This is a genomic window from Paenibacillus sp. J5, from assembly GCF_054955055.1.
In genome coordinates this window covers 245,374-270,539 of the sequence record NZ_JBUEDD010000008.1, presented here as the reverse complement: position 1 = coordinate 270,539, position 25,166 = coordinate 245,374, and the positions used below count along the sequence as shown (strand labels likewise).

The 25,166-nt window shown below is 54.2% G+C and carries 24 protein-coding genes and 1 pseudogene; 19 read left to right on the top strand and 6 right to left on the bottom strand.

Going from position 1 to position 25,166, the window contains the following annotated elements; genetic code table 11:
* Window positions 1-92: 92 nt before the first annotated feature.
* Both ACY1JZ_RS16495 and ACY1JZ_RS16490 read right to left on the bottom strand, forming a co-directional pair.
* Window positions 93-1,448, bottom strand: a complete 1,356-nt coding sequence (locus tag ACY1JZ_RS16495; RefSeq protein ID WP_462630163.1) for a sugar phosphate nucleotidyltransferase — start codon at window positions 1,446-1,448, stop codon at window positions 93-95.
* Between the two features lie 51 nt (window positions 1,449-1,499).
* On the bottom strand, window positions 1,500-2,411 hold the full coding sequence (locus tag ACY1JZ_RS16490) for a DUF6492 family protein (protein WP_462630161.1): 912 nt from the start codon (window positions 2,409-2,411) through the stop codon (window positions 1,500-1,502).
* Window positions 2,412-2,580: 169 nt separating this feature from the next.
* On the opposite strand from ACY1JZ_RS16490, the gene ACY1JZ_RS16485 reads away from it, so the two are divergent.
* Together ACY1JZ_RS16485 and ACY1JZ_RS16480 are read left to right on the top strand one after the other, a co-directional pair.
* Window positions 2,581-3,450 (top strand): helix-turn-helix transcriptional regulator, encoded by an 870-nt coding sequence (locus ACY1JZ_RS16485; protein WP_462630160.1) that lies wholly within the window; start codon window positions 2,581-2,583, stop codon window positions 3,448-3,450.
* Between the two features lie 113 nt (window positions 3,451-3,563).
* Window positions 3,564-4,790 (top strand): methyl-accepting chemotaxis protein, encoded by a 1,227-nt coding sequence (locus ACY1JZ_RS16480; protein ID WP_462630159.1) that lies wholly within the window; start codon window positions 3,564-3,566, stop codon window positions 4,788-4,790.
* Here the strand turns inward: ACY1JZ_RS16480 and ACY1JZ_RS16475 are convergent.
* Window positions 4,736-5,635 (bottom strand): LysR family transcriptional regulator, encoded by a 900-nt coding sequence (locus ACY1JZ_RS16475; protein ID WP_462630158.1) that lies wholly within the window; start codon window positions 5,633-5,635, stop codon window positions 4,736-4,738. The genes ACY1JZ_RS16480 and ACY1JZ_RS16475 overlap by 55 nt on opposite strands.
* Before the next feature lie 186 nt (window positions 5,636-5,821).
* On the opposite strand from ACY1JZ_RS16475, the gene ACY1JZ_RS16470 reads away from it, so the two are divergent.
* The 6 genes from ACY1JZ_RS16470 to phoU all read left to right on the top strand — a co-directional run bounded on the left by ACY1JZ_RS16470 (window position 5,822) and on the right by phoU (window position 11,110).
* Window positions 5,822-6,784: a phosphate ABC transporter substrate-binding protein gene (locus ACY1JZ_RS16470; protein ID WP_270169739.1), complete on the top strand. Its 963-nt coding sequence runs from the start codon at window positions 5,822-5,824 to the stop codon at window positions 6,782-6,784.
* 127 nt (window positions 6,785-6,911) lie between these two features.
* Window positions 6,912-7,808: a phosphate ABC transporter permease subunit PstC gene (pstC, locus tag ACY1JZ_RS16465; protein WP_462630156.1), complete on the top strand. Its 897-nt coding sequence runs from the start codon at window positions 6,912-6,914 to the stop codon at window positions 7,806-7,808.
* Entirely contained in the window at window positions 7,805-8,692 is an 888-nt protein-coding gene (pstA, locus tag ACY1JZ_RS16460; RefSeq protein ID WP_462630155.1) for a phosphate ABC transporter permease PstA, read from the top strand. The genes pstC and pstA overlap by 4 nt, the downstream gene beginning before the upstream one ends.
* A 125-nt stretch (window positions 8,693-8,817) precedes the next feature.
* Window positions 8,818-9,663, top strand: coding sequence for a phosphate ABC transporter ATP-binding protein PstB (gene pstB / locus ACY1JZ_RS16455; protein WP_462630211.1), 846 nt, complete (start codon window positions 8,818-8,820; stop codon window positions 9,661-9,663).
* Window positions 9,664-9,679: 16 nt separating this feature from the next.
* Window positions 9,680-10,435, top strand: a complete 756-nt coding sequence (pstB, locus tag ACY1JZ_RS16450) for a phosphate ABC transporter ATP-binding protein PstB (RefSeq protein ID WP_270172406.1) — start codon at window positions 9,680-9,682, stop codon at window positions 10,433-10,435.
* Window positions 10,436-10,450: 15 nt separating this feature from the next.
* On the top strand, window positions 10,451-11,110 hold the full coding sequence (phoU, locus tag ACY1JZ_RS16445; protein ID WP_270169745.1) for a phosphate signaling complex protein PhoU: 660 nt from the start codon (window positions 10,451-10,453) through the stop codon (window positions 11,108-11,110).
* A 929-nt stretch (window positions 11,111-12,039) separates the two neighbouring features.
* On the opposite strand, the gene ACY1JZ_RS16440 is transcribed toward phoU, so the two are convergent.
* Window positions 12,040-12,705 carry a hypothetical protein gene (locus tag ACY1JZ_RS16440; RefSeq protein WP_462630214.1) on the bottom strand — a complete coding sequence of 222 codons (666 nt, stop codon included), beginning with the start codon at window positions 12,703-12,705 and terminating at the stop codon, window positions 12,040-12,042.
* 36 nt (window positions 12,706-12,741) lie between these two features.
* Window positions 12,742-12,900: pseudogene (locus ACY1JZ_RS16435) on the bottom strand (transposase); the annotation flags it as partial.
* A 508-nt stretch (window positions 12,901-13,408) separates the two neighbouring features.
* Here ACY1JZ_RS16435 and polA point away from each other — a divergent pair.
* The 5 genes from polA (at window position 13,409) to ACY1JZ_RS16410 (ending at window position 19,149) form a co-directional block, all read left to right on the top strand.
* Window positions 13,409-16,069, top strand: a complete 2,661-nt coding sequence (polA, locus tag ACY1JZ_RS16430) for a DNA polymerase I (protein WP_462630154.1) — start codon at window positions 13,409-13,411, stop codon at window positions 16,067-16,069.
* A gap of 36 nt (window positions 16,070-16,105) precedes the next feature.
* Window positions 16,106-16,987, top strand: a complete 882-nt coding sequence (gene mutM / locus ACY1JZ_RS16425; protein ID WP_462630153.1) for a DNA-formamidopyrimidine glycosylase — start codon at window positions 16,106-16,108, stop codon at window positions 16,985-16,987.
* A gap of 230 nt (window positions 16,988-17,217) precedes the next feature.
* Window positions 17,218-17,937 carry an MntP/YtaF family protein gene (locus ACY1JZ_RS16420; protein ID WP_462630152.1) on the top strand — a complete coding sequence of 240 codons (720 nt, stop codon included), beginning with the start codon at window positions 17,218-17,220 and terminating at the stop codon, window positions 17,935-17,937.
* Between the two features lie 49 nt (window positions 17,938-17,986).
* Window positions 17,987-18,586 carry a dephospho-CoA kinase gene (coaE, locus tag ACY1JZ_RS16415; RefSeq protein ID WP_462630151.1) on the top strand — a complete coding sequence of 200 codons (600 nt, stop codon included), beginning with the start codon at window positions 17,987-17,989 and terminating at the stop codon, window positions 18,584-18,586.
* Window positions 18,580-19,149 carry a lytic transglycosylase domain-containing protein gene (locus ACY1JZ_RS16410; protein ID WP_270169758.1) on the top strand — a complete coding sequence of 190 codons (570 nt, stop codon included), beginning with the start codon at window positions 18,580-18,582 and terminating at the stop codon, window positions 19,147-19,149. Before coaE ends, ACY1JZ_RS16410 begins: the two co-directional genes overlap by 7 nt.
* Window positions 19,150-19,519: 370 nt before the next feature.
* On the opposite strand, the gene ACY1JZ_RS16405 is transcribed toward ACY1JZ_RS16410, so the two are convergent.
* Window positions 19,520-19,735, bottom strand: a complete 216-nt coding sequence (locus ACY1JZ_RS16405) for an alpha/beta-type small acid-soluble spore protein (RefSeq protein WP_270169760.1) — start codon at window positions 19,733-19,735, stop codon at window positions 19,520-19,522.
* A gap of 135 nt (window positions 19,736-19,870) precedes the next feature.
* Between ACY1JZ_RS16405 and nrdR the strand changes: the two genes are divergently transcribed.
* The 6 genes from nrdR to ACY1JZ_RS16375 all read left to right on the top strand — a co-directional run bounded on the left by nrdR (window position 19,871) and on the right by ACY1JZ_RS16375 (window position 25,166).
* Window positions 19,871-20,344, top strand: a complete 474-nt coding sequence (gene nrdR, locus ACY1JZ_RS16400) for a transcriptional regulator NrdR (protein WP_270169762.1) — start codon at window positions 19,871-19,873, stop codon at window positions 20,342-20,344.
* 210 nt (window positions 20,345-20,554) lie between these two features.
* Window positions 20,555-22,393, top strand: a complete 1,839-nt coding sequence (locus ACY1JZ_RS16395) for a right-handed parallel beta-helix repeat-containing protein (RefSeq protein WP_462630150.1) — start codon at window positions 20,555-20,557, stop codon at window positions 22,391-22,393.
* 130 nt (window positions 22,394-22,523) lie between these two features.
* The gene (locus ACY1JZ_RS16390; RefSeq protein ID WP_462630149.1) at window positions 22,524-23,246 is read left to right on the top strand and encodes a hypothetical protein; all 723 of its coding nucleotides are present in this window, start codon (window positions 22,524-22,526) and stop codon (window positions 23,244-23,246) included.
* Between the two features lie 29 nt (window positions 23,247-23,275).
* Window positions 23,276-24,067 (top strand): YomU family phage tail tube protein, encoded by a 792-nt coding sequence (locus ACY1JZ_RS16385; RefSeq protein WP_462630148.1) that lies wholly within the window; start codon window positions 23,276-23,278, stop codon window positions 24,065-24,067.
* A gap of 219 nt (window positions 24,068-24,286) precedes the next feature.
* Window positions 24,287-24,748 carry a hypothetical protein gene (locus ACY1JZ_RS16380; RefSeq protein ID WP_462630147.1) on the top strand — a complete coding sequence of 154 codons (462 nt, stop codon included), beginning with the start codon at window positions 24,287-24,289 and terminating at the stop codon, window positions 24,746-24,748.
* Window positions 24,741-25,166 (top strand): YomO family phage-derived protein, encoded by a 426-nt coding sequence (locus ACY1JZ_RS16375; RefSeq protein WP_462630146.1) that lies wholly within the window; start codon window positions 24,741-24,743, stop codon window positions 25,164-25,166. The genes ACY1JZ_RS16380 and ACY1JZ_RS16375 overlap by 8 nt, the downstream gene beginning before the upstream one ends.

The following is a 25,166-nucleotide window of genomic DNA, read 5'->3' as shown; positions in this document are numbered from 1 at the left end:
TTGGCTAACAGGGCACCGCGTACACGTATCGCTTCACCACTAGCCTGCGCCTGTCAACCTCCACGTATCTCCGCTTAGCAGTTCCATAACTTCTAGGTCTGCTCCAGGCATTCACGAGCAAGCTCATGCTTATCGTCCTCCAGCAGCCGTTCTCCAAGCTGCACTTCAATCCATTCGAGAGCTCTAGTCCCAGAACACATGCCGTGCGGCATCCCCGGCGGAATGTCCAGCACTGTGCCAGGCTCGACATTGCGCTGCTGCCCCTCACAGAAGAAGCGTCCTCTCCCGCTCACCACTGTCCAGATTGTATGCTTGCGGTGATGGAGGTGATAGCTGGTGCTTGCGCAAGGCGCCATCGACATCTTGCGTGTCCAGCATTCTGACCCGGATGCGGAGCGGCTATAATCCAGCGTCCGTATATGCCCCCAACGCTTTTCCTCCATCCAGGTGACCGCATCGGCGACAGGGTGCAATTGCTTGATCCGGTCCGCGTTCTCCCGGCTGGCGACGAGCACTCCGGCGGCACTCGCGGCTACGATGATCTCCGGCACATCGATGACATGGACAGGGCAAGCCAGCTCGTTGACCAGCCAGGTGCCAGGCGAGTCGGCTGATATGCTGCCCGCTCCAATCTGCCGCTGGCCGATCTCTGAGGTTAAGGCAGACCAGCTACCCAGGTCTTTCCATGCTCTTATATAGCGAAGCACGATGGCATGGGAGCAATGCTCTGCGACTTCCTCGTCGAAGCTAAGGGTCGCCAGCTTCGCATAGCGCTGCAAGAGCTGCTCCGGGTTCAGCGGCAGCCCTCGCTCCTTCATCAATTGCAGCATATAGCCGAGCCGAAAGGCGAAGACGCCGCAATTCCAGAGTGCGCCTTCTGCAATCAGCGCTGCCGCGCTTGTCTTGTCCGGCTTCTCTGTGAAGCGGCTAACCCGTGAATAGGCTGGGCACGTCTTGGTCTGCTGCGGCACAATGTACCCGTATTGCGTAGAAGGATGGTCAGGGCTGCAGCCAATAAGCGCGAGCTCTGCACCGGACTGCGCCAGCGCGTCCGGCAGTTGCCTTAGCAGGCTGAGGAAGGGCTGCTCTGCATACATATCGGCTGGCAGCACGCACACCGTCTCCTCGTCCCCGGCTGCGCCCGCAGTGTAGAGCGAGGCAGCGGCGAGCGCGATGGCGTGGAAGGTGCCGCGCTTATGCGGCTCGCTCCAGATCGCGAGCTTCTCGCCACAATGCTGGCGGGTCAATTCGATCTGGCTCGCATGAGTGACGATGGCTGCTGTCTGCAGCAGACCTGCCTGCTCCAACTGCTTGCATATCCGCTCAAGCATGGACTGGGGAGCGCCGCTGTCATCATTCAGCAGCCTTAGAAATACCTTTGTACGCGCGCCGCTTGACCAGGGCCAGAGCCTCTGCCCGGAGCCGCCCGACAGCAAAATAATTCGCACGGCTAACCCTCCTCTCGTCCGGCGCAGAGATGATGCGCCAATTTCCCAAGATCACGCCTTGCTCCGCTGCGATCCAGGACGACGGACATAGGCCCTGCGCTTATGGAAGGAGAGCGAGCGGTATCGCAGCGCCAGGGAGGCAAGCTTGCCCGGAGTCAGCAACGACGCCTCTGTCGACAAGCTTTTATTCTGTGCAGGCTTGAAGCGGATTCTATCGGGCTGCTGGGCATACAGATAGTTGCCATACGTTTCGAATTCGGAGAATCCGAACTGCTTATGCTTACGGATGCTGTTCATAATGGCAGTATGCCATTTAACGCCATGCCGCTGCTCGATGACCTTCTTCAACTCACGCACCTTGCGTTTGTCCATGAGCATGTAATGGGCGACAAAGGAGCGGGGGGATGAAGCTTTTCTGCCAAGCAGCCGGGCATAGGTTACGAAATATTCATCCTGGCTCCAGCGGCGGGTATAGAAAACATGTTTGGCGCCAGACTTGAAGCGATGCGGTCGAAGTAGCACGGTATCGGCATCGATAACGAGATAATGGCTCTGCCTGCCCAGCTTCTCTCCTGCCAGCTTGAGCAACTGCTGATAGAGCCAGCCGGAGCGTTCCCAGCGCTTGGAGCGGTATTGAATTTGCTTCTTGGTAAAAGGCAGCAGTGTCCGCTCATCGACGAAGGTGCAGCCCTTCTTGCGGCAGAGCTCGCGGATGCGAGGCAGATCGGGCGAGACAATCATCAGCTTGTCGATCGGATGGCGCACCTGCTTGCGCACGCTATCGATGACATACGGAAGCGTGCCGATGTCCTTCTCAATGGCCGGGATGAATACATCAATCGTTAGCTTGCTGCGAGTTCCGCTGGTTTTGCTGCTGTCAGGGAGGTTAGTATGGTCGGACGGGCTTGAAGAATGAGCGGCACTACGTACTGACTGGATGAAGAGGGTGCCTGGTTTGGACATTGTATATCTCCACCTACCTTTCCATTGGGGCGTTCCACATGGGGAAACACGGTGTAACCGATAGTGCTATGATATGAGCTTTGCTCCGATTTGAACTGGGCTGATAGCTATGGATGGAGTTTGTTATAATAGCTGTAGCATTCTTAGTTCAAGAGAGGGGGGCTCTGCAATGGCAGTCTTCGAGACGATGCTTCGTCATGAGAGGATCGATTTTGGCTATCGGCACGACAAGCCTATCCAGGCCGTCTTCCATTCACATATGGAGTATGAAATTTTCTATTTCCACGAGGGTAGCTGCCGGTACTTGATCGGTGACAAAATCTACGAGCTGGAGCCAGGCGACCTTATATTAATGCATGGCATGACGCTGCACTGCCCGAATATGAGCAAGCATCAGCCGTATGTTCGGACGATCTGTCACTTTGATCCCGTCTATGTGGAGAGATTGATGCCGATACCGGGAGCACCCGAGCTGATGGAGCCATTCAGACGGCTACAAAATATTCGTCTCCCGCTCAGCCCGGACGAGCGCCAACTGGTGGAACGTCTGCTGGCAGATATGCACCACGCTTGGGACGACGGCGCATCGTCCGCATTATTCCGTTTCCACCTTCGGTTCTATGAGCTGCTGCTGTTTATCTTCGACAAGTGCAGTACGCATGCGTTGCCAGGTCTGCCGCCCCCATCCGAGAAGTTAGAGCATGTACAGCGTATGATCTCATTCATGGAGGAGCATTACATGGAGGATATTCATCTGACAGATCTGGAGGAAGCGCTGCATCTGAATAAGCAGTATATGTCAAAGCTATTCAAGGAGGTTACAGGCGCGACAGTCTTCACGTATCTGTTTGAACGGCGAATCAATCAATCGCGCATCCTGATGACGATGCACCCGGAGATGAAGCTCACAGATATTTCCTATCAAGTAGGCTTCAAGCACCCGGCTCACTATAGCCGTGTATTCAAGCGGCATATGGGAATGACACCGGAGCAATATCGCAGAAGTCTTGACTTTAACATTCCATTAACCTCTACCTGATGTTGGGATAACACTGTTTCGCTATCTTTGCCTTATAGATTGGTTAATTCAGGCAGACGCCATCCGGTGATACCAGAACTGCCACTGCCAGCAAAAGCCGAGGGGGAATAGACATGAAGACGGCAATAAGGCAAGACGATGAAGTGAAAGACATCAAGGAGGGAGCCCGGCAGCAAGAGGGCACAAAGCCTCAGGAAGCGGTAAACCCGCAGGGGGAGGGTGCGCTGCTGCTGCGCTATATCCGGCCATGTCAGGGCATACTACCAGATGAGCCGTGCCATGTGGTTGGCAAGCTATTCATGGCGCATGAGGGCGAGGAATGCGTGGTCGTTCATGATGGGCGGCAGCAGCCGATCGGGCTGGTGATGCGGGATCGTTTCTTCCGCAAATTGAGTATGCGTTACGGCACCGACCTGTATGGCGAGCGTCCGATTCGGGTGCTCATGCATGAGTCCCCATTCATAGCCGAGCTTGATCTGCCGCCAGAGGAGCTGATACACCGAGCTCTTAGCCGCCCTCATGGACAAGTCTATGACTGTGTCATCATCACGAGAGAGGGGAAATGGATCGGTATCGTGACGATGGCAGACCTGCTGGCGCTCTCCAGCGAGCTGCAGCGCCGAACTGTGCAAGCGCAGATCGATGTCATCCATAGCGTTCATGACAAGCTGAAGGGGATTCGGCGAGCCTCCGGCCAAGTTCATCATACGGCAAGAGAGGGGATCAAGCTGTCGGGGGAAATGGTCGACATGACGCTGCGTGGCAAGCTGGAGCTGGACCGTGTACTGACGTCCAGCCGTCGCCTCTCCGAGCTGACCGCCGAGCAGCAGAAGGGAATGGCTGAGCTCAAGGAGCGAGGCAATGCCATCACTGAGGTCTCGAAGCTGATCCGCGAGCTGGCCGATCAGTGTGGTCTGCTGGCCATTAATGCAGCGATCGAGGCCGCTCGCGCCGGCGAGCACGGAGCCGGCTTCTCTGTGGTCGCCGATGAGATTCGCAAGCTGGCGCAACGGACGAAGCAGTCTGTCGATGAGATTCATCTGTTGACGAGCAGTATTCGAAGCGGAGTCGATACCGCTGCAGAATGGATGGAGAGCGGACGTAAGGAGACACAGGATAGCGAGAGAGTGGCTCGTCATGCCGTGGAGCTATTCCATCAATTATTTGTTGCTGCTGGCAACAATAAGAACGGCTCGGAGATGATGGAGACTGTCTCCGCAGGCAGCCATCAGCATGCCAATCAGGTACTGGAGGAGATGGAGAGACTGCTTCGGGAGATGAAGCATCAAGTCCAGACAAGCATGTCAAGCGCCCTGCGCACGAGCGGCGGATTCCAGTGAGAGCCGGCACGAGCTGTGTGCAGACTCCATAGCGGAGCTGCTCCGGGCAAGGGGAGTCGGACAAGCCCTGGGTGCTGTCTTGCCACCAGCTCAGGCACGATGGCCACGCCTGATCCATCAGCTACTGCCTGCAGTGCCAGGCTGGGCTGATCCAATCTCAATACGGGCCGCAGCTCCAGTTGCTGTGCGGCTTCCCATTCCATACAGGCTGCCTCCACCGAAGGATCGGTTATGGAAATAACAGGATAATGCAGTACATCTGCTGCGCTTAGCGGTTCTACACCCAGCAGCGGATGAGTCGCCGACAGCGCCAGCACGAGCGGCGAATGGAGCAGCTCCTCGCTTCTAATAAGCGGGTTATTGCTTACTTTGGCCTCCCCTTTCCCTGCTGCACCGGACACGATCAAGTCCAACTCCCCTGACACGAGCTTCTCTATTAGGTTCTCCGTCTCCCCTGTTTGAACCGTTATAGCCAATTCCTCATGATTTCCCTGGCCTGTTCTGTAGCCATCAAGTAGCTGCCTCGTTAGCAGTGTGCTTGCCACTGACCCAGAGCAGCCAATGACCAACCGATAGCGGTCGTGCTGTGTCAGCTCCCTCATGCGTCTGCTGGCTTCATCTGAGCTGGCTACGATCTGCCGTGCATAATAGAGCAGTAGCCTGCCGGCCTCCGTCAGCACGACCTTTCCTGTCTTCCACTCGAACAGCTTGGTTTCCCATTCCTCCTCCAGCTTCTTCATATGAAAGCTGACACTCGGCTGCCTCATGTTCAAAGCTTCAGCTACGGCGGTTACTTTTTTTAATTGGTCGATCAGCACAATGATCCTCATTTTTAATATACTCATCACATTCCAGACTCCCTATTTCACAATTATAGAATTATTCTATGATACATCTGATAATTATTCAATTTACTTTTAATCATTTGTTATTCGCTTTACAAATTGAAAATATTGAATTAATTCAACTGCTCTACAATAACAACTGTAAACAAAATAAAAGCAAGGATAACGGAAGGGGAAACGTTAGAAATGAGAAAGAGCTTGTTATTGATTATGTCCATTGTACTGACCTTCACGCTGGCTGCGTGCGGAGGAGGCAATGCCACCACGAATACATCCAGCGGGAATGCAGGAACCAGCTCCGCAGCAGGAGGAGAAAAGACACAACCAGCCGAAACGAAGAGCCTTGAGGGTTCGATACTGGCTGTTGGCTCGTCTGCACTGCAGCCGCTGGTAGAACAAGCTTCCAAGAAATTCATGGACCTTCCCGAATACAATAAGATTACAGTGCTTGTCCAAGGCGGAGGCAGCGGAACCGGTCTGACTCAAGTTGCAGAAGGACAATCTGATATTGGCAACTCCGATATTTTTGCAGAGGAGAAATTCTCTGGAGACGAAGCGTCCAAGGCCGAAGGGCTTGTCGATCATCAAGTTGCGGTTGTCGCTATGGCCGCCGTCGTTAACCCTGCAGTAGGCATCGACAATCTGACCAAGGCACAACTGGTTGACATCTTCACAGGCAAGACAACCAACTGGAAAGAGGTTGGCGGAGCGGATCAGGAGATCGTGCTGATTAATCGTCCTGCAAGCTCGGGTACACGCAAAACCTTCGAAAAGTATGCGCTCGGGACGAAGACAGAAGATCTGCCAAAAGCCGTTCAAGAGGAGTCCTCTGGTAACGTAAGAAAGCTCGTAGCAGAGACGCCTGGCGCAATCGGTTATCTGGCTCTGTCTTACCTGGACACAAGCGTTACCGCGCTCAAGTATGAGGGTGTAGACGCAACAGTAGATAACGTAGTGACAGGTAAATATCCGGTATGGGCATACCAGCACATGTATACAAAAGGCGAGCCGACTGCTGTAGTCAAAGCTTTCCTTGACTACATGCTGTCGTCTGAGGTTCAAGGCAAAGACGTTGTAGAGCTGGGATACATCCCTGCTGCCGACATGAAAGTATCCCGCGATCTGAATGGTAATGTGACACAGAAGTAAACAACATTACGTCTGTCCTGACGGACAGCAGCAATCGGAAAAGAGGCGGAATTGCTCCGCCTCTTTTTACAGGATATATGAATGCGAAGATAGGGTTACGATAACTGGATGAAAGGGTCTGCTGCCTATGCAGGACAAACAACGCCTCGCCAAGCCTCATATTGCGGAGGAATGGGTTGGGAAGATCTACACACTGCTCTGTATCTTGTTTCTGATCATTACGATTTTTTCCATGGTATACTTCGTCGCCTCCAAAGGGGTCGGGACGTTCCTTAATCATGATGTAAACTTCTTCAAGTTTTTGACCGGATTGAAATGGGCGCCAGAAGGCAGTCCGCCATTCTTCGGAGCGCTGCCCTTCATATTCGGTTCCTTCTCTACATCGATTCTCGCCGCACTGATCGCAGCTCCGCTCGGTTTCTGTGCAGCAGTGTTCATGACAGAGATTATGCCTGGCGCCGGGAGGCGTTATCTGCAGCCGGTTATTGAGCTGCTGGCAGGCATCCCGTCCGTTGTATATGGCTTTGTCGGACTGAGTGTGCTGGTTCCTCTGCTGCGTGATGTATTCCCTGGTCAGGGGCTTGGCATCGCAGCAGGTGCGATGGTGCTGTCCATTATGATCCTGCCGACGATCACGACGATTGCTGCAGACGCACTGGCTGCCTTGCCCCGCAGCTTGAAGGAGGGCTCCTATGCGCTTGGTGCGACGCGGTGGCAGACGATCTATCGCATTATTCTGCCAACCACGATGCCCGCGTTGTTGACGGGTGTGGTGCTGGGCATCTCGCGGGCATTCGGCGAGGCGCTGGCGGTACAGATGGTTATTGGCAATGCGCCGCATATTCCCAAGTCCCTGTTCGAGTCGACATCGACGCTAACTAGCGTCATTACACTCAGCATGGGCAACACCGTGACAAACTCACCGCATAACAGCGCACTCTGGTCGCTGGCGCTTATTCTGATGTCCATGACGTTTGTCTTCGTCTTTGTCGTCAGATGGCTGGAGAGGAGGTCCAAGGTATGAACGCCAAAACGGCTAATCGCATCGCTAACATTGTCATTATATCGGTTGCAGTCTTCATCGTCGCCTTGCTGGCCTCCCTGTTGGGCTTCATCCTGATCCGGGGACTTGGACATGTAAGCTTTCATTTCCTAACCTCTGCCCCGCAGACAATCAAAGCGGGAGGCGGGATCGGTCCGCAGTTGTTCAACTCCATCTTTTTGCTCGTGCTGACCCTTATTATTACAGTACCGCTCGGCATCGGGGCAGGCATCTATATGAGTGAATACGCCAAGCCGGGAAGGTTCACCGATTTTGTGCGGCTCGTTGTGGAGGTGCTGTCTTCCTTCCCGTCAATCGTAGTTGGCTTGTTCGGCTTGCTGGTCATTGTTAATCTGTTCGGCTTTGGCTTCTCGCTGTTCTCTGGCGCGCTGGCCTTGACTGTATTTAATCTGCCGCTAATGGTGCGCATCACTGAGCAAGCGCTTCGTGGTGTGCCGCGCGAGCAGAAGGAGGCCAGCCTGGCGCTGGGTCTCTCCCGCTGGAAGACGATTACGAGCGTGATGATGCCGATTGCGCTGCCGACGATTGTGACAGGGACGATCCTCGCTTCAGGGCGTGTGTTTGGCGAAGCAGCAGCTCTGTTATTCACCGCAGGGATGAGCTCGCCGCGGCTGGACTTCACGAACTGGAATCCGTTCAGTCCTACATCGCCGCTTAACCCGTTCCGTCCAGCGGAGACGCTGGCGGTGCATATCTGGAAGATTAATAGCGAGGGGCTTGCTCCTGATGCGGCCGAGATTGCGGCAGGCGCATCCGCTGTGCTCGTCATTGTTGTTCTGTTGTTTAACTTTACTGCCAGGTGGTTCGGACGCTACATGTACCGCAAACTGACCGCCAGCAAATAGCCTATGGATTGCGACAAGAGCTACGAGGAGGGTCTAGCATGCAGATGCAGATAGAAGCAGAGAAGAAGCAGGCAGGCGGCAAGCCCGGAGGGCATGAGAAGCCGCATACGGGCACGGGGCTGAACATGCAAGGCGAAGGGAGTGCCGGACAGGAGAGCAGCTTCACTCTGCTCCCGAACCATGACATACGCAAGGAACAGGGCGGACAGAGCAAGGGTGTGCCGGGCCTGTCCACACGCGACTTGTCGGTCTACTATGGCAGCAAGCAGGCGGTGCGCAGCATCTCGCTTGATTTTGCCAAGCAGCAGGTGACCGCATTGATCGGGCCATCCGGCTGCGGCAAGTCAACCTTTTTGCGCAGCTTGAACCGGATGAATGATCTGATTGGGGGCGCTCGCGTCACCGGGGAAGTCTGGATAGGCGAACAAAATATTTTAGATCCGCATGTGGATGTCGTCCTGCTGCGTCAGCAGATCGGCATGGTGTGGCAGAAGCCGAATCCGTTCCACAAATCAATCTATGAAAATATTGCGTTTGGACCGCGCTATCATGGGATCAGGAACAAGAAGCAACTGGATGAGATTGTGGAGAGCTCGTTGCGGAAGGCTGCGCTCTGGGAGGAGACGAAGGATCGTCTGCATCAGTCGGCGCTTGCACTCTCCGGAGGCCAGCAGCAGCGGCTGTGCATCGCACGTTCGATTGCCGTCAAGCCTCAGATTATTCTGATGGATGAGCCAGCTTCAGCACTTGATCCCGTATCCACTGCGAAGATTGAAGAGCTGATTACGGAGCTGAAGCAGGAATACTGCATTATTATCGTGACCCATAACATGCACCAGGCGGCGCGTGTGTCGGACAAGACAGCATTTTTCTATATGGGTGATCTGATCGAATACGATGACACGCAGAAGCTGTTCACGAACCCATCGAAGCAGCAGACGGATGACTATATATCAGGAAGATTCGGTTAAGAAGGGGGGCGGCATGATGACGACCAAGTTCGAGGTCAAGGAGCTGCAGCTATACTATGGGCAATTTCATGCTCTGAAGCAAGTCAATATTTCCATTCCTGAGCGCTCGGTTACGGCGCTGATCGGCCCGTCTGGCTGTGGCAAGTCGACCTTCCTGCGGACGCTGAACCGAATGAATGATATGATCAGCTCTGTTCGTGTTGAGGGCTCCATCACACTGTCTGGCACAGATATTTATCAGTCAAGCATGGATATTGAGGTGCTGCGCAAGCGGGTGGGCATGGTGTTCCAGCAGCCCAATCCATTCCCTAAGTCCATCTATGAGAATGTAGCGTATGGGCCACGGCTCCACTTGAAGCCAAATAAGAAGCAACTGGATGAGATTGTCGAGAAAAGTTTGCGAGGCGCATCGCTATGGGATGAGGTGAAGGACGATCTTCACAAATCCGCGACAGGACTCTCCGGAGGCCAACAGCAGCGTCTGTGCATCGCTCGGGCATTAGCGATCAACCCGGAGGTACTGCTGATGGATGAATCGACCTCAGCGCTTGATCCAATCTCGACCTTGAAGATTGAAGAACTGGTGCAAGAACTGAAAAGGGATTACACCATTGTTATGGTGACGCACAACATGCATCAGGCGGCGCGTGTGTCGGATTACACGACCTTCTTTCTCAATGGAGAAGTCATTGAGTCTGCGCCAACGGAGAATCTGTTCTCCACGCCGACTGACCATCGTACAGAGCAGTACATTACGGGAAGATTCGGATAAGGGAGAGTGTCAGACATGATTGTGCGCAAAGATCTGGATGAAGGATTGGAGCAGTTGAAATCCATGCTGCTTGAGATGGGCAGCCGAGTAGAGACAGTGCTGCATGAGGCGATGAGAGCACTGGAGCAGGTCGACCAAGAGAGCGCCCGAGCGATCATTAAGCGAGATATGGAGTTGAACAGGCTGGAGGAGCAAATATCCGAGGCGGGGGCGCGCTTGATTGCGACACAGCAGCCTGTTGCCAAGGATTTGCGCCGCGTGCTGGTGGCGTTCCGCATGGCGAGCGATCTGGAGAGGATGGGAGACCTGTCCGTCGATATTGCCAAGGTTGTGCTGCGGCTGGAGGGGCAAGGGCTGATTAAGCCGCTGATCGATCTGCCTAAGATGGCAAGCATCTCACAGACGATGATCTATGAATCGATACAGGCTTATATTCGTGAGGATATTGACCTGGCCTACAAGATGGCCAACGATGACGATACCGTAGATGCGCTGTACAGTCAAATCCTGCGCGAGCTGTTCACGTTAATGACGCAGGACCCAACACTGGTGTCGCAGGCTATGCTGTTCAGCTTCGTTGGTCGTTATGTGGAACGAATCGCTGATCATGCGACCAATATCGGAGAGAGCGTCGTGTACCTTGTAACAGGTCAGCGTCCTGACTTGAATGCTTAATACTTCCCATCTGGTCTTATCGGGCCGAAGCTAAGCCGAAATTATGGAGCATGGTGTTCCATGGTTTCGGCTGCATGGTGTTTATGGTGGTGTTTAAATGCGGTCTGGTCGTATGGTAGTCTGGTTGGTGGGTTGGTGATCGTGAGGCGGGAGGAGTGAGGAGAGGGGAAGGGAAGGTATGGTGTTTTGGAGAGCCTGGAAAGTAGAGGCACTATGTACTTAAATCAGCTTGTAATCAAAGGAGCAGCTTCAGGCCTCCCATTAAGAGTCGAACCAAGCGTGATCCCAATCGTCCATCAAGAGTCGCAACCAAGTGTGATTTCAAGTGTCCCATCAAGAGTCGCAACCAAGTGTGATTTCAAGTGTCCCATCAAGAGCCTTACCAAGCGTGATTCCAAGAGTCCATCAAGAGTCGCACCAAGTGTGATTCCAAGCGCCCCATCCAGAGTCGAGCCAAGCATGATCCCAAACGTCCATCAAGAGTCGCAACCAAGTGTGATTTCAAGCGTCCCATCCAGAGTCGAGCCAAGCATGATCCCAAACGCCCATCAAGAGTCGCAACCAAGTGTGATTTCAAGCGTCCCATCAAGAGCCGTACCATGCGTAAATCCAATCGTCCATCAAGAGTCGCACCAAGTGTGATTTCAAGTGTCCCATCAAGAGTCGAGCCAAGCATGATCCCAATCGTCCATCAAGATTCGCAACCAAGTGTGATTTCAAGTGTCCCATCAAGAGCCTTACCATGCGAAATTCCAAGTGTCTCATCAAGAATCGAGTCAAGCGTCACTTGAGCCCTCGCTCTAAGCACCCCCTTTATAGTGTAACCTCAACCAATCCATCAAGTTACACTTCTAGCCACACATCAAACTTCAGACGTTAAGTCTATACAGCAGGCGCACGCTTAAGAGCTAGATGACACTAGGCGTCAGCTACAAACAACGCTGTGAGCAGGCTGAAGCTAACGCTCGCAATGGGGAACGCCCCTGGCGCCGGCAGTTTTCCCGAAAGCAATATTCATCCCAATACAACTGCAAATATTTCGCCCCGATTCCGTGGAATGTCACGTCGATCCACTGCTTGGCATAATAAATAAACCGCTGCATACTCTGGCAGGCCGTGGTATCCGAGGCCATTCCTACTGCGAGTGGAGCGGGATGGAGTACAAGGTCTTGCGGCTCAAGATGCTGTCTGAAAAAGAAGGGCTGCAACACAGCAGGCATCCTCCGATTCACCATCAGCGCAGGATTGACTATCTTGAGCTTGACGATGTCGGTCTCAGAAGATGGGGAAGAACTGCTGCCTTGCGAAGCTACGACTCCCTGTAGAGCTACGATCGAATGCTCTCTTGGCTTCCGATAATAGGATCGACCGCCACCGCCGCCATAGAAGTCAAGCCCTGCGGTGATGAATCCGCACAGTCTCTGCTCCATGTCCACCATACTGATTGCCAAGCGGGCGCGCTTGAGCATGTACCACGCAGATTTGTAAGAAATGCCGAGCGATCGCTGGAGTTGAACGGCTGTTACGCCTCCCGGCTGTGTCATGAATTGGAGGGCGCTGCGCCATTGCTCTAGCGATAGGCGAGAGTGCTCCATAATTGTCCCCGATGTGAGAGAGGTCTGATGCCGACAGTGTGCGCATTGGTAGAGGGGAATGGAGCGTGAACGAAGCCGATAGCAATGCCTGTGGCTGCACCTGGGGCAGCAGTAGCCCTGGGGCCATTTTGCTTGAAAGAAGAAGGATTCAGCATCCGTTGCAGAGCCGGATCTGCAACCGCGGGTTCTATTCATAGCTGTTATGCTCATCGTTCCATCCCACCTTGAGTAAAAATGGTATAGCTTAGGCTTAGGGTTAGACATCTGCAACCATCTCAACGATTTTATTATACCGAACAAACGTTCCGTTGTAAACATATACAGGGAAAACTTTTGGCTCAAATTTTTCAATAACAGTGGCGCTCAAACAGGGTCGACGGAAACCATTTCGCTCCATTTACAGTGGCTAAGGGTGCAGGCTGAAGCAGGGTTATAGTAGCACCCGTAACCACTCCCAAAAAAATGAACACCCATCGCACACCCATCGCACACCCATCGCACACCCATCGCACACCCATCGCACACCCATCGCATACCCATCGCATACCCATCGCGCACCCTCCGTGCACCCTCCGCACACCCTCTGTACACCCTCTGTACAACAATCGCCTTGTCCGCCTCCGATCCTTCATGCGAATTATTGTTCCGGTCTTGTTTATGTTAAACTATAGGAAGACAAGCACACAGAAGAGGTGTCTCTTATATGGATAAATGGATTTTAATTGATGGGAACAGCATTGTATATCGAGCTTTCTTTGCTATGCCGGCGCTATCGAATTCGGCAGGTCTTCATACCAATGCGGTGTACGGCTTCACGACGATGCTGCTGCGCCTGCTGGAGGAGGAGAAGCCGACCCATATGCTAGTTGCGTTCGATGCGGGGAAGGCTACCTTCCGTCATGAAGGCTACGAGGACTACAAGGGCGGTCGCGAAAAGACCCCGCCAGAGCTTTCCGAACAATTTCCGCTCATTAAGGAGCTGCTGGAGGCGTTCGGCATCGCCCAATTCGAGCTGGATGGCTATGAGGCCGACGATATCATCGGTACGCTGACGAGGCTGGCGGATGAGTCAGGAACGAAGGCGCTGGTCGTGAGCGGTGACAAGGATATGCTGCAGCTCGTGTCAAACCATGTCACGGTGGCGTTAACCCGCAAGGGGGTTAGCGAGGTTGAGCATTATACGCCGCAGACGGTAGAGGAGAAATACAATCTGACGCCTGCGCAGATCATTGATCTGAAGGGACTGATGGGCGATGCCTCCGACAACATCCCGGGCATCCCTGGTGTGGGCGAGAAGACGGCTCTCAAGCTGCTGCATGAGTTCGGCAGTGTGGAGAAGGTGCTGGAGAGCACAGACAGCCTGAAGGGCAAGATGAAGGAGCGGGTGGAGCAAAATAAGGAGTCGGCGCTGATGAGCAAGCAACTGGCGACGATCTTCCGCGAGGTGCCGCTAGAGCAGGAGCCGCATGAGATCGCTTATACGGGCTATGAACCGGCGAAGCTGGCGGAGGCGTTCCGCAAGCTGGAGTTCAAGTCGCTGCTAGAGAGGCTCGACTTGCCTGCTGGCGTCAGTGCGTCGGCGGAGGAAGAAGAGGGGAGCCATCCTCCGATTGAGATCGTCATCGTCGATGAGGATGGACTGGAGGAGCTATGGGCGATGCTTCCAGAGGTGAAGGCGGTTCATGTCGAAGCTGCCGGCGAGAACCCTCACCATGCGGAGCTGCTGGGCATGGCACTGGCAACGGAGGATAAGACTTACGCCTTGACCTCAGAGCTGCTTCTCTCTGACAAGGCGCAGCCATTGCGCGACTGGCTGGGGAACGAGGAGGCGCCAAAGCAAGGCTTCGACATGCATAAGGCAGAGCTGGCGCTCGCCTGGAGCGGTATTGGGCTGAGAGGAACAGCGTTCGATGTGCAACTCGCTGCTTATCTGCTGGACCCGTCCGACTCGGGAATTTCGCTGAATCGGCTAAGCAGCCGCTATAAGCTGCCGCATGTTGCGGCAGACGAGGATGTCTTCGGCAAGGGAGCGAAGTTCAAGGTGCCGCAGCCTGCTGAGCTGTTGACCCATCTGGCGCGCAAGGCGGATGCTGTGCGTCGATTGGCTCCGCTTCAGGCCAGAGAGCTGGAGGAGAGCGAGATGACCAAGCTCTATTATGAGATGGAGCTGCCGCTCTCTCGCATTCTGGCCGGGATGGAGAAGCAGGGCATTGCCGTGCAGAGCGAGACGATCGTCCATCTAGGCCAGGAGATTGAAGGCAAGATTACTGCAGCGATGCATGAGGTGTATCGTCACGCGGGTATGGAGTTCAATATTGGCTCCACTCGCCAGCTCGGTGAGGTGCTGTTCGAGAAGCTGGCTCTGCCTGTTGTGAAGAAGACCAAGACAGGCTACTCCACCGATGCGGATGTGCTGGAGCGGCTGGAGCCGTACCATGGCATTATCCCTTCCATCCTGCACTACCGGCAGTTGACCAAGCTGCAATCCACGTATGTGGAGGGTCTCCTCAAGGAGGTTCGCAAGGACACCGGCAAGGTGCACACGTATTTCCGCCAGACGATTGCAGCTACTGGCCGTCTGAGCAGCCAATTCCCCAATCTGCAGAACATCCCGATCCGGCTGGAGGAAGGTCGCAAAATTCGTAAAGCCTTCGTGCCCTCCGAGCAGGGCTGGTCGATTCTGGCTGCGGACTACTCGCAGATTGAGCTGCGAGTGCTGGCTCATATCTCGGGAGATGCGGGGCTCAAGGAAGCCTTCATCCATGATATGGATATTCACACGAAGACGGCGATGGATGTCTTTGGCGTCTCGGCTGATGAGGTGGACGGCAATATGCGCCGTCAGGCCAAGGCGGTAAACTTCGGCATTGTGTATGGCATCAGTGATTTCGGGTTGTCGCAGAACTTGAATATTACCCGGGCGGAAGCGGCTCGCTTCATTGAGCAATACTTTGCGGCCTTTACCGGCGTTCGCCAATATATGGACGATATTGTGAAGGAAGCAAGGGAGCATGGTTATGTGACGACACTGCTGGAGCGGCGTCGCTATCTGCCTGAGATCAAGGCATCGAACTTCAATCTGCGCTCCTTCGCCGAGCGGACGGCGATGAATACGCCGATTCAAGGCACAGCGGCGGATATTATCAAGCTGGCGATGGTGAGGATGGATGAGCAGCTCAGAGAGCGCAGGCTGCGCAGTCGGATGCTGCTCCAGGTGCATGATGAATTGGTCTTCGAGGTTCCCCCGGAGGAGCTGGAGCTGATGATAACGCTCGTACCAGAGGTGATGGCAAGAGCCATCTCTTTGGATGTGCCATTGAAGGCGGATGTCAGTTACGGAGCCAATTGGTATGAGACGAAATAACGCGAATCAGGTATAATGGACGAGAGGTGAATGAGCATGCCGGAATTGCCGGAGGTAGAAACCGTCCGACGCACGCTGATCGAGCTTGTAGCGGGAAAACGGATTGAGCGGGTGACGGTTCATCTGCCCCGTATTATACAGCGTCCGTCTGACTGTGCCGCTTTTGAGCTTATGCTGGCGGGGCGCACGATTAAGAGTGTTGAGCGGCGAGGGAAGTTTCTGAAGATTATGCTGGATGGGCTGGTGCTCGTCTCGCATCTGCGCATGGAAGGGCGCTATGGCGTCTACTCGCAGACGGAGCCGCTGGAGAAGCATACGCATGTGGTATTTCATTTTGATGATGGAACCGAGCTGCGGTACAAGGATGTACGGCAGTTTGGCACGATGCATCTGTTCGATCCTGGAGAGGAGCAGGCGCTTCCTCCACTGAGCAAGCTGGGAATTGAGCCGTTGTCGAAGGAGTTCACGCTGCAAGAGCTCAAGGGGCGGCTGGCCAGACGATCCACCGCCATCAAGCCGCTGCTGCTTAATCAGGCCTATGTCGTAGGTCTTGGCAATATTTATGTCGATGAGGCGCTGTTTCTGGCGGGCATCCATCCATTGCGCTCGGCCGAATCGCTGCAGGAGAGCGAATGGGAACGGCTGCATAAGGCCATCGTCGATACACTGGAGAGCGCAGTGCAGGCTGGCGGTTCTTCGATCAAGTCCTATGTGAACGGACAAGGCGAAATGGGGATGTTCCAGCATGCGCTGGCCGTCTATGGACGACAAGGCGAGGACTGCAAGCATTGTGGCCATTCGATCGAAAAATCAGTCGTTGGGGGCAGAGGGACGCATACCTGCTCCCGCTGCCAGCCGCTGAATGACGCGCTTCAGGCGCGCTCGGGGCGCAAGCTCAAGGATGTCGCGGCAACGTAATAACAGCCTGTTCGCTCCATGCAGCGTTGCATTGCCTTGACGTACCCCCGGTACGCCTGCCAAAAAGCGCCTTGCCTGGAACGAACATTCGGCCAGATCTGATCCGTTCAGAGTGTTCAGACACGCTCTAATCATCTAGAAACGGAATACCATGCACGGCGTTATCCTCCTCGCATATGATGTTACAGATATGGGCGCTTCGCTCTTGGGCGCCGGGAGGAGGGAATTCGATGCTGTTGCATGTAGCGGCGCTGGTGCTGCTGGCGTTCGCAGTCAGTCTGGATGGCTTTGGCGTCGGGGTAACCTATGGGTTAAGGCAGATTCGCATACCATTGCTGTCCATTCTTATTATTGCGTGTTGCTCGGGAATTATTATTTTGTTATCGATGCTCTTCGGACAATGGATGGGGGAATATATATCGCCTCATCTGGCTGAGGTGGTGGGAGCGCTGATCTTGATCGGTATTGGCGTGTTCTCGCTCTTGAACTTCATGCGGAGAAGAAGGCAGGAGCAGGCAGAGGTATGTCTGCACTCGTTACCAGATCGTCAGGCGCAGCCAGGCTCGGAGCGTAAGCCAACGCCAGATCAGGGGGCGCTGGCTGCTGGCGCAACCGTGCTGCGGCTGGAGCTTCGCAAACTTGGGCTGGTGATCGAGATTTTGCGCTCGCCGCAGGCAGCAGACGTAGACCGTTCGGGAATTATCTCGCCCTCAGAGGCGGTGCTGCTGGGCTGTGCCTTATCCTTGGACGCCTTCGGGGCAGGTCTGGGCGCTGCGCTGCTCGGCTATCCTCCGCTGGCTACGGCATTGCTGATCGCGTTTGCGAGCGGGCTGTTTCTGTATTGCGGCATCCGTATCGGGTTCAGATTCTCATACTCGGATCGGATGAAGGCACTTTCCTTTTTGCCAGGAGTTGTATTAATCATCATGGGATGTTTCAAGCTATTATAGATGGGGAAATGAAGTGGTTCTCACTTGTAAAGCAGGATTGAGGTGAAGCATGAAGATCGGATTAACTGGCGGAATCGCTTGTGGCAAAAGCACCGTAGGTGCAATGCTTGTCCAGCTCGGGGCAGCGCTTGTTGATGCCGACCAGGTCGCCAGGGAAGTGGTTCTCCCTGGCGAGCCTGCGCTGGGCAAGATTGTGGCTGCGTTCGGCAGCGAGGTGCTGCATGCTGACGGATCGCTGAATCGCGGCGCACTGGGGAATATTGTATTCCAGAATCCGGGCAAGAGGCGCGAGCTGGAGAGCATCGTGCATCCGGCGATTCGAGAGCGGATGAAGGAACAGATACAGCAGCATGAGGAGCAATCCCCGGGTATTCCGGTGATTGCTGATGTGCCGTTGCTGTATGAGACCGGGCAGGACAAGCAGTACGAGCAGGTTATCGTAGTCTATATCCCTAGAGAGCTTCAACTGAAGCGGCTGATGGAGCGCAATCCTGATCTGACGAAGGATCAAGCGCTAGGGCGAATCGAAGCACAACTGGATATTGAGGAGAAGCGGCGGCGGGCTAGTTGGGTGATCGACAACAGCGGCGATATAGAGGCGACACGGCTCCAAGTCGAAGCGCTGTGGGGGCGAATCGTTCGATGTTGAGGACGCTGCGCAAGAAGCGCGTGCTGCTGCTGTTATTCATTGGGCTGCTGCTGCTGCTCTTCCTGAAGTCGGAGTGGCTGGGGCGCTGGATTTATCCGATTGAGTACATAGAAGATATACGAGCCAGTGCAGCCAATTATGATGTTGATCCGTACTTGGTGGCGGCCATTATTCGTGTGGAGAGCAACTTTCAGACGGGGCGCGAGTCGCATAAGGGAGCGCTCGGCATCATGCAGATAATGCCAGATACGGCGGGCTGGATCGCAGACAAGGCCAAGTTCAAACATGTGACCCTGGATGATGTCCGAAATCGGGCAGATGTGAGCATTCAGATGGGAACATGGTATATCCAGTCATTGGAGAAGCAATTCAATCACCGCAGGCCGCTGGTCATCGCGGCTTACAACGCTGGTCCGGGCAATGTCAGCCGCTGGTTGAATGAGCAGATATGGGACGGAGAGTTGGATAGCCTTCAAGATATACCGTTTGGCGAGACACGGCGTTATGTTCAGAAGGTGATGTACTATTATGATAAATACAAGGATTTATATTCTAATTTCTAGCGTCAGCCTTCGGGCTGGCGTTTTTTGGAATCGGGCAGCTTGTCCAGTCCGGCATCTATCTCTTGTCTGTTGAAAGTTCGATTGAGGAGAACGAAATCAACGAAATCCCGCATAACTTGTGCATGGCGAAATGGCGATGAGGCTCAGCGTCAGCTTGGTGAAGTCCACTACACGGTTGGGCGGATTGTCAATGTCGCTATCGCATGAATTTGGAGAGTGAGGGGGATATTATCGCGGGATTGGTTAATATTGCTTTGATATGCTCAGGTTGTTGATTTATAATAAATATATACTCTGGCTAATATGGAAAGCCCCCGACCGCCGCATGCTTCAGATGCGAACGGCCAGGAGCCTTCAGGATAGGATCGTATTATTTGTACTGACCGGCAAGAGATTGCTCGGCGATTTGTACAAGCTTACGAGTGATGTAGCCTCCCAGAGAACCGGCATCACGGGTAGCCATGTTGCCGTAGTAACCGTCTTGTGGGATAGCGATACCCAGTTCTTGTGCAACCTCGTATTTCATTTGGTCGAGGGCTGCAGTCGCTTGTGGTACAACCAATTGGTTGCTGCTGCGTTGGCTCATTGTTGTTCACCTCCTTGCGGTTGGTAACAGTATTATGTGTCGCAAATTCAGACTTCATACAACAATATGTCCATTATTGGCTTGGTAAAAGATAACAGGCTTCCAGCCATCAATAAGTGAAAGGAGGGGACCGTTATGAAATGTCCCTACTGTGATTACAGCGGCACGAAGGTGCTGGACTCCCGGCCTGCCAATGAAAACAAGTCGATCCGCCGTCGTCGTGAATGCGAGCGGTGCAATCGGCGTTTTACAACGTTCGAGATGATTGAGGAGACGCCGCTCATCGTGATTAAGAAGGATGGCAGCCGTGAGGAGTTTAGTCGGGATAAAATTTTGCGCGGGTTGATTCGGGCCTGTGAGAAGCGTCCGGTATCCGTCGAGAAGCTGGAGGTCATCGTCTCCGAGGTGGAGAAGGAGCTGCGCACCACTGCGCAGGCGGAGGTCGAGAGCTTCGCGATCGGCGAGCTGGTCATGGAGCAGTTGTATCCGATTGATGAGGTGGCGTATGTGCGCTTCGCTTCTGTCTACAGGCAATTCAAGGATATTAACATGTTCATGAAGGAACTGAATAATCTGTTGTCCAAGCATCCGCTCTCAGGCAGTGAATAGCAAGAGAGAGTAGAGGTTGGAGAGCATGGACGAAGGGGCCCTGGTTTGCCGTACTGGCAGGCTGGGGATTTTTTTTGTAGAAAATGCTGGACAATACGAACGATTGTTCTTATAATGAGTTTATGTTCCTTTTTGGAACTATAAATATAATCGTTCTATAACGGAACGGAGGCGCTGAACAGCAGTGCCTGGAAGGGAAGGGGAAAAACAATGAAACAAGAGAACACAGACATGCAACTGGATAGCAGGTATACGAACCGCTTCGTTATCCGGCCTGAGGAATGGGGGATTCATACGGATGGAACACATGCCGAGGAAACAACCGCAGGCTTGAATACAGCGATCCTCAGTGCCAAGGCGCAAGGGTATACGGAAATCGTCATCCCGGCTGGGGACTATCTGATCGACGGGGTGTCGAAGACGCACCGGGAACCGCAAAAGGAGGCCGGCGTGCAACTGCCGTCAGACATTCGACTCATTATGGACCCAAACGCGCGATTGAAGGTAGAGGCTAACGGTTTCCTCGGCTACTCCTGTCTGTATCTTAAAAGTGCGCAAAACGTCACGATTGAGGGCGGACAGTTGATCGGGGAACGATATGAGCATGACTATGATGGGGATAAGCGGAAGGATACGCATGAGTACGGCTTTGGCATCTACAGCCATGGAAGCCACAACATCGTCATCGACAATGTTCGCATCAAGGACTTCACAGGCGACGGCATCTTCGTTGCTTCGACGGGGCTTCTGAACACGAGCGATCCGTATACGCCATCCTCGAAGGTGACGATTCGTAATTGCACCCTGGATGGCAATGGCCGCAACAATATTTCGATTACTGCTTGCGATGGGGCATTGGTGGAGAATAATCTCATTATCAACGCGGGCATTAACGGCGGCTATGAGCCCAAGTATGGACTGGACATTGAAAACTATGGCGAGGGCGGGGTTGATTATGAAGAAGCACTCACGGTCATCGTCCGCAACAACGTGTTCCGTGACAATGTACAAGGAGCTATCAATAACTACAACGGGTATCAGGTCATTATCGAGGGCAATCATTGTGATCATACGATCAGTACAGGCTATTGCGCTAATGCTGTTATTGCGAACAACGTGTTCTACAGAGAGGACAATGAGAAGGTAGCGATCATGGGCATCGGCGTCTCCAGCGGCTATATGGGCAATTCCGTTACGATTACCGGCAATGTAATCGAGGGCTTCAGGAGCGGTATTCAGGTACAAGGCAAGGATATGACTGTCTCTGCCAATACGGTGACGAATACGACGGAGGCGGCGATTCATGCGCTGCATTCGGACAATGTATTGATTAGCGGTAATAGTGTGCAGCGCTGCAGCGGTGTACCCTACCGGGTGACGGAATCGTCAAAAGTGACCTTATCCGGTAACAAGGCCAGCGAAAGCACCGGTTTCGGAGTCGAGCTGTTGAATGCTCCGTCAAGAGGCGAAGTGGAGAGCGGGCAACAACGCTTCAATACGACCCCCTGCATCATCTCCGGGAACCATCTCGAACGGTGCAACGGTGGCGTGAGGCTGAATGAATCCCATGCGGTCATTCGGGACAATGTGATTGATCTGCGCGGTAATGAAGCCATTGCTGCCAATTACGGCATCTCGTTTGGATCCAAGGATCATGCCGTGATCTCCGGCAATCACATCATCGGCTCGCGCAATCTGGCGATCTATGGTCAGAAGGGAGTCGGCAAGAAGGTCGCCGTGCTGAACAACCACATTGATGATTGTCTATCGCTGACGGCCATCAGTCTTCACCAGGGAGTACGACCGGAGATTGCGGGCAACCACATCACATTTGCAGAGGGCAAAAAGGGCTTCTACGGCATTTATGTGAAGGGTGCGGAGCAGGCGCTGGTTGCGCATAACCGTGTGTTCAATGGCTCCGGCGAGCCGGTTGCGCACGCCATTCATACCGCCGAATCAACAGCCTCGAGGGTGCTGGGCAATGCTGTAGGTGGACAATTGAACTTGAATACGAACACGGATACTGTGGAGGGCAATGTGACGGTATAGGACGCAGGGGATGAGGTCAGCAGTGCAGGCGGCAGCCTTGGCGTGCGGCATCTGGCGAGGTGTACGCGCGAAGTGGAGGCAAGAGCTGTCGGAGCAGCTACAGCAGTAATGAACGGCGGGTGAACAACCATTGGAACGAGACCATATACTATTCAAGCTCACATTGAATCTTCCCATTGATATTGACGGAGCGGGTTGCCTGACGCTGCCAACTCTTAGGCTGCTTGCGGCCTGGGGCGAGAAGCGGTATAACGAGGCGCTGTCGGCACTGCTGTTCGACAAGGAGCAGTACGAGTCCTTCCGCACGTTTACGGAGGACAATTATGGCATGATGTGCCTGTTGTATGCCCAGGATGAGCGGTACCGCAGCGCATTGGAAGATGCCATCCAGATGCTGCTCGGGAGCCGGCTGCAGCTTCAGCGAAGGGGAGCTGTACCGTGCTTTGCGCTCGTAGCGGGGGAGGAGGAGCGTACCTTGTCTGCGGAGAAGCTGGAGCTGATCCGCTATATTGTGCGGATTGCCCACCAACTGGAGGAGCGACCATCCGACTATAATCCGGCTAATGCTGCGGCTCGCAGCATGATCGAGCTGCTCAGCCGCAACAAGCGAAGCCGACCGGCTCGCAAGCCGACCACCGATCTGCAGAGTATGATCTCCGGGGTAGCCTGGAAGTCGGGCAGCATGAATCTGCTCCATATCGGGGAACTGACGCTGTATCAGCTCTATGACGGTTATCGTCGCCTGCACTGCATTGACAGCAGTCATCACACCTATACCGGCATCTATGCGGGAACCATTGACAGCAAGGCCATCAAGCTGTCCGAGCTGAACTGGGCAGCGATTATAGACTAATACACAATCATAACAGGGGGAAATTGATAATGACAACGAACAAATGGGCGATTCGCGAGGTAGCAATTGCACACTTTTTTGATCGAGTGACTGGTGAGCTGAAGGTCAAGCTGGACAGCCTCAAGCAGAACGGCTTGGAGAATACATCGGAGACGGTCTACACTCAGGGCGGACGCGACAATACGAAAATCGTCGGCTTCTCCAGCAACAAGGCAGCGCGCTTCACGTTGCAGGATGCCGTGTTCACCAGTGAGATGCTGGCCATGCTGACTGGCCATGAGCTGGTCAAGGGAGCAGCTCCGATCATCAAGGAGGAGGTGCTGACGGTATCTGGCAATGCTGCCTTGCTGTCCTGCACACCACGTACAGCAGGCAAGCTCCAGAGCGTTCAGGTGCTGGGCGCTGACGGCAGCAAGGGCAGAACGCTAAGCTATGCGGCCTCGGCGCCGGGTGCGGGTCAATACAGCGTGTCTGGCAAGACCGTCACCTTCGGCAGTGATACCGTGGCAGACGGCGAGCGTGTCCAGATCTATGTGGAGACGATGACGGGTGCGGATGCGAGCAAGTTCGCATCGTCGGCGGACAAGTTCGCTGGCACATACAAGCTGGTGCTGGACTGCCTCGTGCGCGATGTGGCGACTGAACGGGATTATGCAGCGCAGATCGTCGTGCATAAGGCCAAGCTGGAGAGCAATTGGAATCTGACCATGTCCCCGACTGGCGATCCATCGGTGCTGGATATTCCAATGGAGGCGCTGCGCTCCGGTGACTCGAACGAGCTGTACACGATGACGATCTATGACGACAGCGCGGTTGTGTAGAATCCGAATATCGGAGTGAATAAGCTGGCAGCAGGCGTCTAAACCGGGGGATTGGCGCTAGGCAGTGAAGAACCGTGTGCGGAGCATAGCGCATGTTGCGAACAGGATGACGTATTGGTCAGCGGGTAGGGAGTCGGGCGCAGAAGTTACCTTTAGTTAATGGGGCTCGGCTGCTGCCCGCTATCCCGCTGTGAATAGGGACAGGAGGAGAGGCAGCATATGAGACTATATCAATATGAGCTGGCGGAGTGGATTGAATTCTTGTACCGCCTGCGGCTGGTAGATAAGGCAAGTCGGATGCGCTCGCGAATGATTCGCTTGTTAAGCGGCTATATGGAGCGGCTTCAGGGCGAATATGATGAGCTGGTGCAAGAGCATGCCCGCAAGGATGAGCAGGGCAGGCCGACCACGGAGGAGACAGAGGGTCAGAGCAAGCTGGTGCTCGCGAACCCGGAGGCTTTCCAGCAGGCCTATCGTCGATTGCTGGAGGAGGAGATTGTACTGGATCAGACTGCGGAACGCAAGGAGATGCTGCTGGCTGTGCGGGAGGCGGTATTGAACTGCGGCTTGTCCTTCGAGGGAGACGAGGCGGTTCGATATGACCGCTGGTGCGAGATTGTGGAGGGAATCGACACAGGCCAGGACGAGGAAGCTGGGGGAGGAGGAATGGAGCATGGCTGAGAAACGCTTGACGTTGACCCAGTTACATAAGGAGCATCAAGCCAGGTTCAGCGAGCAGACAAAGGTACGGCTGAGCAACGGCAGCTATATCGTCATTCAACGCCGGTTCGAGCGGACGAGGATCGCTGACCTGCTCGTTCGTTATATGGAGCTGATGGAGCAGGCCAGGCAGCAGGAGATGGACCCAAGCCATCTGCAGACGCTGGGCGATGTTGTGTTCCATATGCTGGTGCTCAAGCAGTTCACCAATCTGGCATCGATACCCGATGACCCGGAGAAGATGACGGTCATCTTCAAGCAGCTCGTCAATCTGGAGCTGCTGGGCGAGATCTTCAATCACTTCGACAAGGAGGAGCTGGACAAGATGGAGGCTCAGCTACGGCAGGCTGTAGCGCTTGCGGGGCAGCAAGGCAACTAA

Excerpts from the sequence above, each read along its gene's own strand:
- pstB (WP_462630211.1), top strand. The coding sequence starts at position 8,818 with ATGCAAGGCGAAGGGAGTGCCGGACAGGAGAGCAGCTTCACTCTGCTC.
- mutM (WP_462630153.1), top strand. The coding sequence starts at position 16,106 with ATGCCGGAATTGCCGGAGGTAGAAACCGTCCGACGCACGCTGATCGAG.
- ACY1JZ_RS16410 (WP_270169758.1), top strand. The coding sequence starts at position 18,580 with ATGTTGAGGACGCTGCGCAAGAAGCGCGTGCTGCTGCTGTTATTCATT.
- nrdR (WP_270169762.1), top strand. The coding sequence starts at position 19,871 with ATGAAATGTCCCTACTGTGATTACAGCGGCACGAAGGTGCTGGACTCC.
- ACY1JZ_RS16405 (WP_270169760.1), bottom strand. The coding sequence starts at position 19,735 with ATGAGCCAACGCAGCAGCAACCAATTGGTTGTACCACAAGCGACTGCA.
- ACY1JZ_RS16440 (WP_462630214.1), bottom strand. The coding sequence starts at position 12,705 with ATGGAGCACTCTCGCCTATCGCTAGAGCAATGGCGCAGCGCCCTCCAA.
- ACY1JZ_RS16470 (WP_270169739.1), top strand. The coding sequence starts at position 5,822 with ATGAGAAAGAGCTTGTTATTGATTATGTCCATTGTACTGACCTTCACG.
- pstC (WP_462630156.1), top strand. The coding sequence starts at position 6,912 with ATGCAGGACAAACAACGCCTCGCCAAGCCTCATATTGCGGAGGAATGG.
- polA (WP_462630154.1), top strand. The coding sequence starts at position 13,409 with ATGGATAAATGGATTTTAATTGATGGGAACAGCATTGTATATCGAGCT.
- ACY1JZ_RS16490 (WP_462630161.1), bottom strand. The coding sequence starts at position 2,411 with ATGTCCAAACCAGGCACCCTCTTCATCCAGTCAGTACGTAGTGCCGCT.
- ACY1JZ_RS16375 (WP_462630146.1), top strand. The coding sequence starts at position 24,741 with ATGGCTGAGAAACGCTTGACGTTGACCCAGTTACATAAGGAGCATCAA.
- coaE (WP_462630151.1), top strand. The coding sequence starts at position 17,987 with ATGAAGATCGGATTAACTGGCGGAATCGCTTGTGGCAAAAGCACCGTA.
- ACY1JZ_RS16480 (WP_462630159.1), top strand. The coding sequence starts at position 3,564 with ATGAAGACGGCAATAAGGCAAGACGATGAAGTGAAAGACATCAAGGAG.
- ACY1JZ_RS16380 (WP_462630147.1), top strand. The coding sequence starts at position 24,287 with ATGAGACTATATCAATATGAGCTGGCGGAGTGGATTGAATTCTTGTAC.
- pstA (WP_462630155.1), top strand. The coding sequence starts at position 7,805 with ATGAACGCCAAAACGGCTAATCGCATCGCTAACATTGTCATTATATCG.
- pstB (WP_270172406.1), top strand. The coding sequence starts at position 9,680 with ATGACGACCAAGTTCGAGGTCAAGGAGCTGCAGCTATACTATGGGCAA.
- ACY1JZ_RS16395 (WP_462630150.1), top strand. The coding sequence starts at position 20,555 with ATGAAACAAGAGAACACAGACATGCAACTGGATAGCAGGTATACGAAC.
- ACY1JZ_RS16420 (WP_462630152.1), top strand. The coding sequence starts at position 17,218 with ATGCTGTTGCATGTAGCGGCGCTGGTGCTGCTGGCGTTCGCAGTCAGT.
- ACY1JZ_RS16385 (WP_462630148.1), top strand. The coding sequence starts at position 23,276 with ATGACAACGAACAAATGGGCGATTCGCGAGGTAGCAATTGCACACTTT.
- ACY1JZ_RS16475 (WP_462630158.1), bottom strand. The coding sequence starts at position 5,635 with ATGAGTATATTAAAAATGAGGATCATTGTGCTGATCGACCAATTAAAA.
- ACY1JZ_RS16485 (WP_462630160.1), top strand. The coding sequence starts at position 2,581 with ATGGCAGTCTTCGAGACGATGCTTCGTCATGAGAGGATCGATTTTGGC.
- phoU (WP_270169745.1), top strand. The coding sequence starts at position 10,451 with ATGATTGTGCGCAAAGATCTGGATGAAGGATTGGAGCAGTTGAAATCC.